The organism is Vibrio sp. YT-18, from assembly GCF_033337345.1.
GTDB classification, from domain to species: domain Bacteria; phylum Pseudomonadota; class Gammaproteobacteria; order Enterobacterales; family Vibrionaceae; genus Vibrio; species Vibrio alginolyticus.
This window is the reverse complement of sequence record NZ_JAWOQO010000044.1, coordinates 1-4411: the sequence shown is the minus strand read 5'-3', so window position 1 is coordinate 4411 and position 4411 is coordinate 1. Positions and strand designations below refer to the sequence as shown.

The following is a 4411-nucleotide window of genomic DNA, read 5'->3' as shown; positions in this document are numbered from 1 at the left end:
CGCGCAGATCAGTTGGAAGAATTTGTTCACTACGTGAAAGGCGAGATCACCAAGGTAGTCGGCAAATAATGTCTAACAATTCGTTCAAGCCGACGCCGCTTCGCGGCGCGGCTTAACTCAAGCGTTAGATGCCAGATTTGGCGTTGCGTATGCTCACAGAAAATCGACAGCCGCAAGACTGTTTTTGGCAACTCATAGCCACCACTATTTATCCTTCATACCGTAGAGGAGATTGCACGTGAAGAACTGGCTCTTTCTGGCTATTGCAATATTTGGTGAGGTCGTCGCAACTTCCGCACTGAAGTCCAGCCATGGATTCACCAAGTTAGTTCCTTCTGTTGTAGTTGTGGCTGGCTACGGGCTTGCGTTCTATTTCCTCTCTCTCGCACTCAAGTCCATCCCGGTCGGCATTGCTTATGCTGTTTGGGCTGGCCTCGGCATCGTACTTGTGGCAGCTATCGCTTGGATCTTCCATGGCCAGAAACTAGACTTGTGGGCGTTCGTTGGCATGGGACTTATCGTTAGTGGCGTCGCCGTTCTAAATCTGCTATCCAAGGTCAGCGCACATTGATCGGGCTGGCATCTAACAGTTCATTCAAGCCGACGCCGCTTCGCGGCGCGGCTTAATTCAGGTGTTAGTCGGACGCCTACGGCGCCGAGGAAAAAAGAAACCAAACCATTCTTGCTGCCAAAGAGAAAAACCCCTTACGGTGGCGTACTGGGAAAGTGCGTATCTACGACGCCTTGCCGGTCTCAATGTCATGCCGTCCTCTTTCGAAGGCTGCTTGATGCAAACCTCTCAAAAATCTGGCATAAACTATCTTGACATATTCCGATTGAACACCTTCCGAATATCAGCGGCTATCAGCGGGATCTCATCTTTTTTCGTGACGTAGGAGTGGGCATTCTGCTGCAGATGAAACTGGCAGCGTTGCCACAGAATTCCAGGGAAGACAGCATCGATTGCCGCGCGCAGTCCTGAGTGGTCATCACTGGTGATCATTCGCAGGCCGTGCATCCCTCGTCGTACGAGACCCTCGAGAAAGGAACGCCAGTTTACCTCTGCCTCACTGTTCGCGACTTCGGCGTCAAGAATATGCCGATTCCCGCTGTAATCAACGCCAATAGCCACTAGAAGCGCCTGCTTGACCACATGGGAACCGACGCGAACCGATTCATAGGTCGCATCAAGTACCAAGTATTGAATCTGTCCGACAGGCTGCGCCTTCCAAGACGTAATCTCTTCATCGAGCTCCTTTGCCAGCCTGCTGACCTGGGACGAGCTGACTTCGGTGCCACAAAGAATTTCGACGATATCCGAGACCCTGCGGGTACTTACTCCTTTGACATACATTTCGGCGATGGCGAGCTTGAGAGCACGCTCACTGCGCATGCCTTTCTCGATGCAGCTGGGATAAAACTCCATCCCGCGAACTTGTGGTACTTTCAAGAGGACTTTCCCGGTCGCAAGATTGAATATTGGATTATTTGGATTTACCAACAAACACTACTATTTAGCTACGAAAACTCAAGAGAAGTACACAAAACCTTTTGGAAGTGATGGAAGTTTAAGTCCTCTTGATTATAGTGTAGGTATTGGAACAGGTTTAGAATTAGGACATTTCCAGTTTATGTTTGGCTATGATTACCCTCTTAGTAACAGTTCGAAAGATCCAGACCTAAGTCAAGTACGCCAACACAACTTCAGAGCAAGTATAGCATATTCATTTAGAAAGCTAAAAAAATAAAACTAACCTAGGGCTTTGGATATTTTCAAGGCATCTGATAAAGACTTAACATCATGGGTGCGGAGATAATCTGCACCTTTTTTGTATGCATACATTTCTGCTGCAAGAGTTGGTGCTAAACGAGATTTCACATCGGTTCCAGTTATTTTACCTAAGAATGATTTCCGTGACACTGCAATCATTACTTGCAAATTAAAAGCTTCTTGAATTTCAGGGAAACGCTTCAAAACAAGAATAGATGTTTCTGGATTAGAGCCTAAAAAGAAGCCCATACCCGGATCAAGAATAATTCGTTCACGCTTTACACCAGCCTCAACTAAAGCAGCAATTCTTTCTTTAAAAAATTCCATCATGGAAGTAAAAACCTCTTCCGGATTCGTTTCAACTTTAGTAGCTGCACCAATTCGCTGAACGGAGTGCATCAACACAAGTTTGCAATCTGACTTTGCCAAGCCTGAATAAATCTCAGGATAAGGAAAACCTTGAATATCATTAATAAAATCAACCTTTTGTTCTATGCAAAAACTCTGAACCTCAGGTTTAAATGTATCAACAGAAATAGAAATGCCTTTTTCTTTTAAAGCCTTAATGACAGGTTTGAGTCTTTTGATTTCTTCCACAACGCCCACTTCAGTTGTATCAGGATTACTGGAAGCGGCTCCCAAATCAATCACATCTGCTCCATCTTCAACCAAATGCAGAGCATGCTCAATTGCCTTATCTGTATCTAAATAAAGTCCTCCATCGGAAAAACTATCGGTGGTTATATTTACGATTCCAAAAATCTTGCTCATATCATTTTGCTTTGATTACAAAAGTAGCATTTATCTTAATTGACTAATTATCACTTACGCAAATTGACACATTTTCCCTATCTTTGCAGCCTAATTTTTTTGTTTTAATTCATTATGAAAACTGATAGGAACTGTCATTTCGAGTTTTTCGCGGTTTTGGGTCAAAATTCGGTTTTTTCCCCGAACTACGACTGTTTTCGCACCCCGAACAACTAATCCAATCAGAATTTTCCGGCAACGCCGACTCCAAGAAGTGTAATTCCAGTCTATTTCTGCCGTCAACCCCTGATTCGCGTTAATGCGACAAAGCTCAAACACATAACTCCCCCACGAAGCCATATAAACTCCGATTTCGAGGTGTTATCCTGTTCCGCATAAACTTCGTTTTTGGGTATTATACCTACACCAAAGCAAGAAGATTATGGGTCCAAACTTCATTTGTATATTTTGCAAACAAATATCTGCCTGTCATATCTGTCGGAGTGTGGTGATACTCCTTTGCATTAAAAATGCGCTGATAAAAGGTAGTTCAGCAAAAGGCGAAACGCCAATAAATATATCTATAACCGGTTTCGCCCGTTGATTGGGTATCGCCGTGCTTCCGATATGTTCAATGGCTACGGCATGAGAACCGAAAAAATGGAGCAATTTTATTTTCTCTTCTTCAAAATTCTTTGTCCAATCCGGGTTATATTCCATAATTTCAATTTTCATGATAGTTTCGTCCTTGCCTCAAAAACCATGTTTGGTATTATACTCCATATCTCTCCGGTGCAGGAATAGCCTTTTCTGATGCACGGCTAACAGCTTCCCATTCTTCCCAGGTAGCCATCCGTGCTTTTAAGGTATCCATCGCCAAATCGTATACCATGCTGCCAAGGATAAGCCTCAAAGGCGGATTATTGCTGGCTACTAATTTCATAAGGGCTTCCGCTGCCAAGGAAGGATCACTATCGACCGAATCTTCGGAATACTGTTTCGCCAGCTCATCGCGCAGTGTACCGTATGAATCTAATGGATTGCTGTAACTCATCGAAGTGTATAAATCTGTCCAATATCCTCCTGGTTCCACCATAGTGAGTTTCACTCCGAAATGTTCCGCTTCTTTTGCTAAGGCTTCACTCATTCCTTCCAGCGCAAATTTACTTGCACTGTAAATACCAGACATCGGACCCGAGATAATAGCGCCAATGCTTGTAATCTGTATGATATGTCCAGAACGCTGCGACCTCAAATAGGGCATCACTGCCTGACAAACCCAAAGAGCTCCAAAAAAGTTTGTGTCCATTAGTTTCCGAGCATCGGATTCGTTTAGTTCTTCAATCATACCCATAGTCATGATACCCGCATTATTAACAACAATATCAAGCCTACCGAAATGTTTAACTGCTGTTTCAACCGTAGAAAAAACAGCCTCCCTATCTGTAACATCGAGGTTTAATGGCAGTAAGCTCTCTTGATATGTTTCTTCTAGCTTCGCCAAATTATCGATAGTCCTTGCAACTGCAACAACTTTATCCCCGGCTTTCAAGGCGGCGCATGTAAAAGCATAGCCAAGCCCCTTGCTTGCTCCGGTAATAAACCATACTCTTTTATTTTCGCTATTAGGTATCATAGATATTCTCCTTTAGGCTATTATAGAAAGATTATTATAAGCGAAATTAATACCGTTAAACGCCATGAGCCCGACAATTTTGAGCACTTTGTTTTGTACTCCCAGAAGCTCACCACTACAAATTATCATCAACCCGGTCCTTTTTTCAGTCCACTTGCGGTTTCATTGTTACTTTGTCGGCACTGTTGCAAAGTTAGCGATGAGGCAGCCTTTTGTCTTATTCAAAGGCCTTACATTTCAAAAACTCTGCTTAC

6 protein-coding genes and 1 pseudogene are annotated in these 4411 nt (G+C 43.6%); 3 read left to right on the top strand and 4 right to left on the bottom strand.

Annotation, left to right across the window (positions count from 1 at the left end):
* Positions 1-116 (top strand): annotated as a pseudogene (locus R7M72_RS26375) (ANT(3'')-Ia family aminoglycoside nucleotidyltransferase); the annotation flags it as partial.
* A 122-nt stretch (positions 117-238) separates the two neighbouring features.
* A complete protein-coding gene (gene qac / locus R7M72_RS24035; protein WP_000800531.1) occupies positions 239-571 on the top strand; it encodes a quaternary ammonium compound efflux SMR transporter QacL in 333 nt (110 codons plus the stop codon).
* Between the two features lie 246 nt (positions 572-817).
* Here the strand turns inward: qac and R7M72_RS24030 are convergent, their stop codons facing one another.
* The gene (locus tag R7M72_RS24030) at positions 818-1501 is read right to left on the bottom strand and encodes an IS256 family transposase (protein WP_012512983.1); all 684 of its coding nucleotides are present in this window, start codon (positions 1499-1501) and stop codon (positions 818-820) included.
* On the opposite strand from R7M72_RS24030, the gene R7M72_RS24025 reads away from it, so the two are divergent.
* A complete protein-coding gene (locus tag R7M72_RS24025) occupies positions 1473-1748 on the top strand; it encodes a hypothetical protein (RefSeq protein WP_109023896.1) in 276 nt (91 codons plus the stop codon). The two genes, R7M72_RS24030 and R7M72_RS24025, sit on opposite strands and share 29 nt — an antisense overlap.
* A 2-nt stretch (positions 1749-1750) precedes the next feature.
* Here R7M72_RS24025 and sul3 read toward each other — a convergent pair whose 3' ends face one another.
* The 3 genes from sul3 to R7M72_RS24010 form a co-directional block, all read right to left on the bottom strand.
* On the bottom strand, positions 1751-2542 hold the full coding sequence (gene sul3 / locus R7M72_RS24020) for a sulfonamide-resistant dihydropteroate synthase Sul3 (RefSeq protein ID WP_000034420.1): 792 nt from the start codon (positions 2540-2542) through the stop codon (positions 1751-1753).
* 468 nt (positions 2543-3010) lie between these two features.
* Complete coding sequence (locus tag R7M72_RS24015) at positions 3011-3256, bottom strand: GrpB family protein (protein ID WP_001354008.1); 246 nt, start codon at positions 3254-3256, stop codon at positions 3011-3013.
* 37 nt (positions 3257-3293) lie between these two features.
* Entirely contained in the window at positions 3294-4157 is an 864-nt protein-coding gene (locus R7M72_RS24010; protein ID WP_000612791.1) for an SDR family oxidoreductase, read from the bottom strand.
* Positions 4158-4411: the final 254 nt, after the last annotated feature.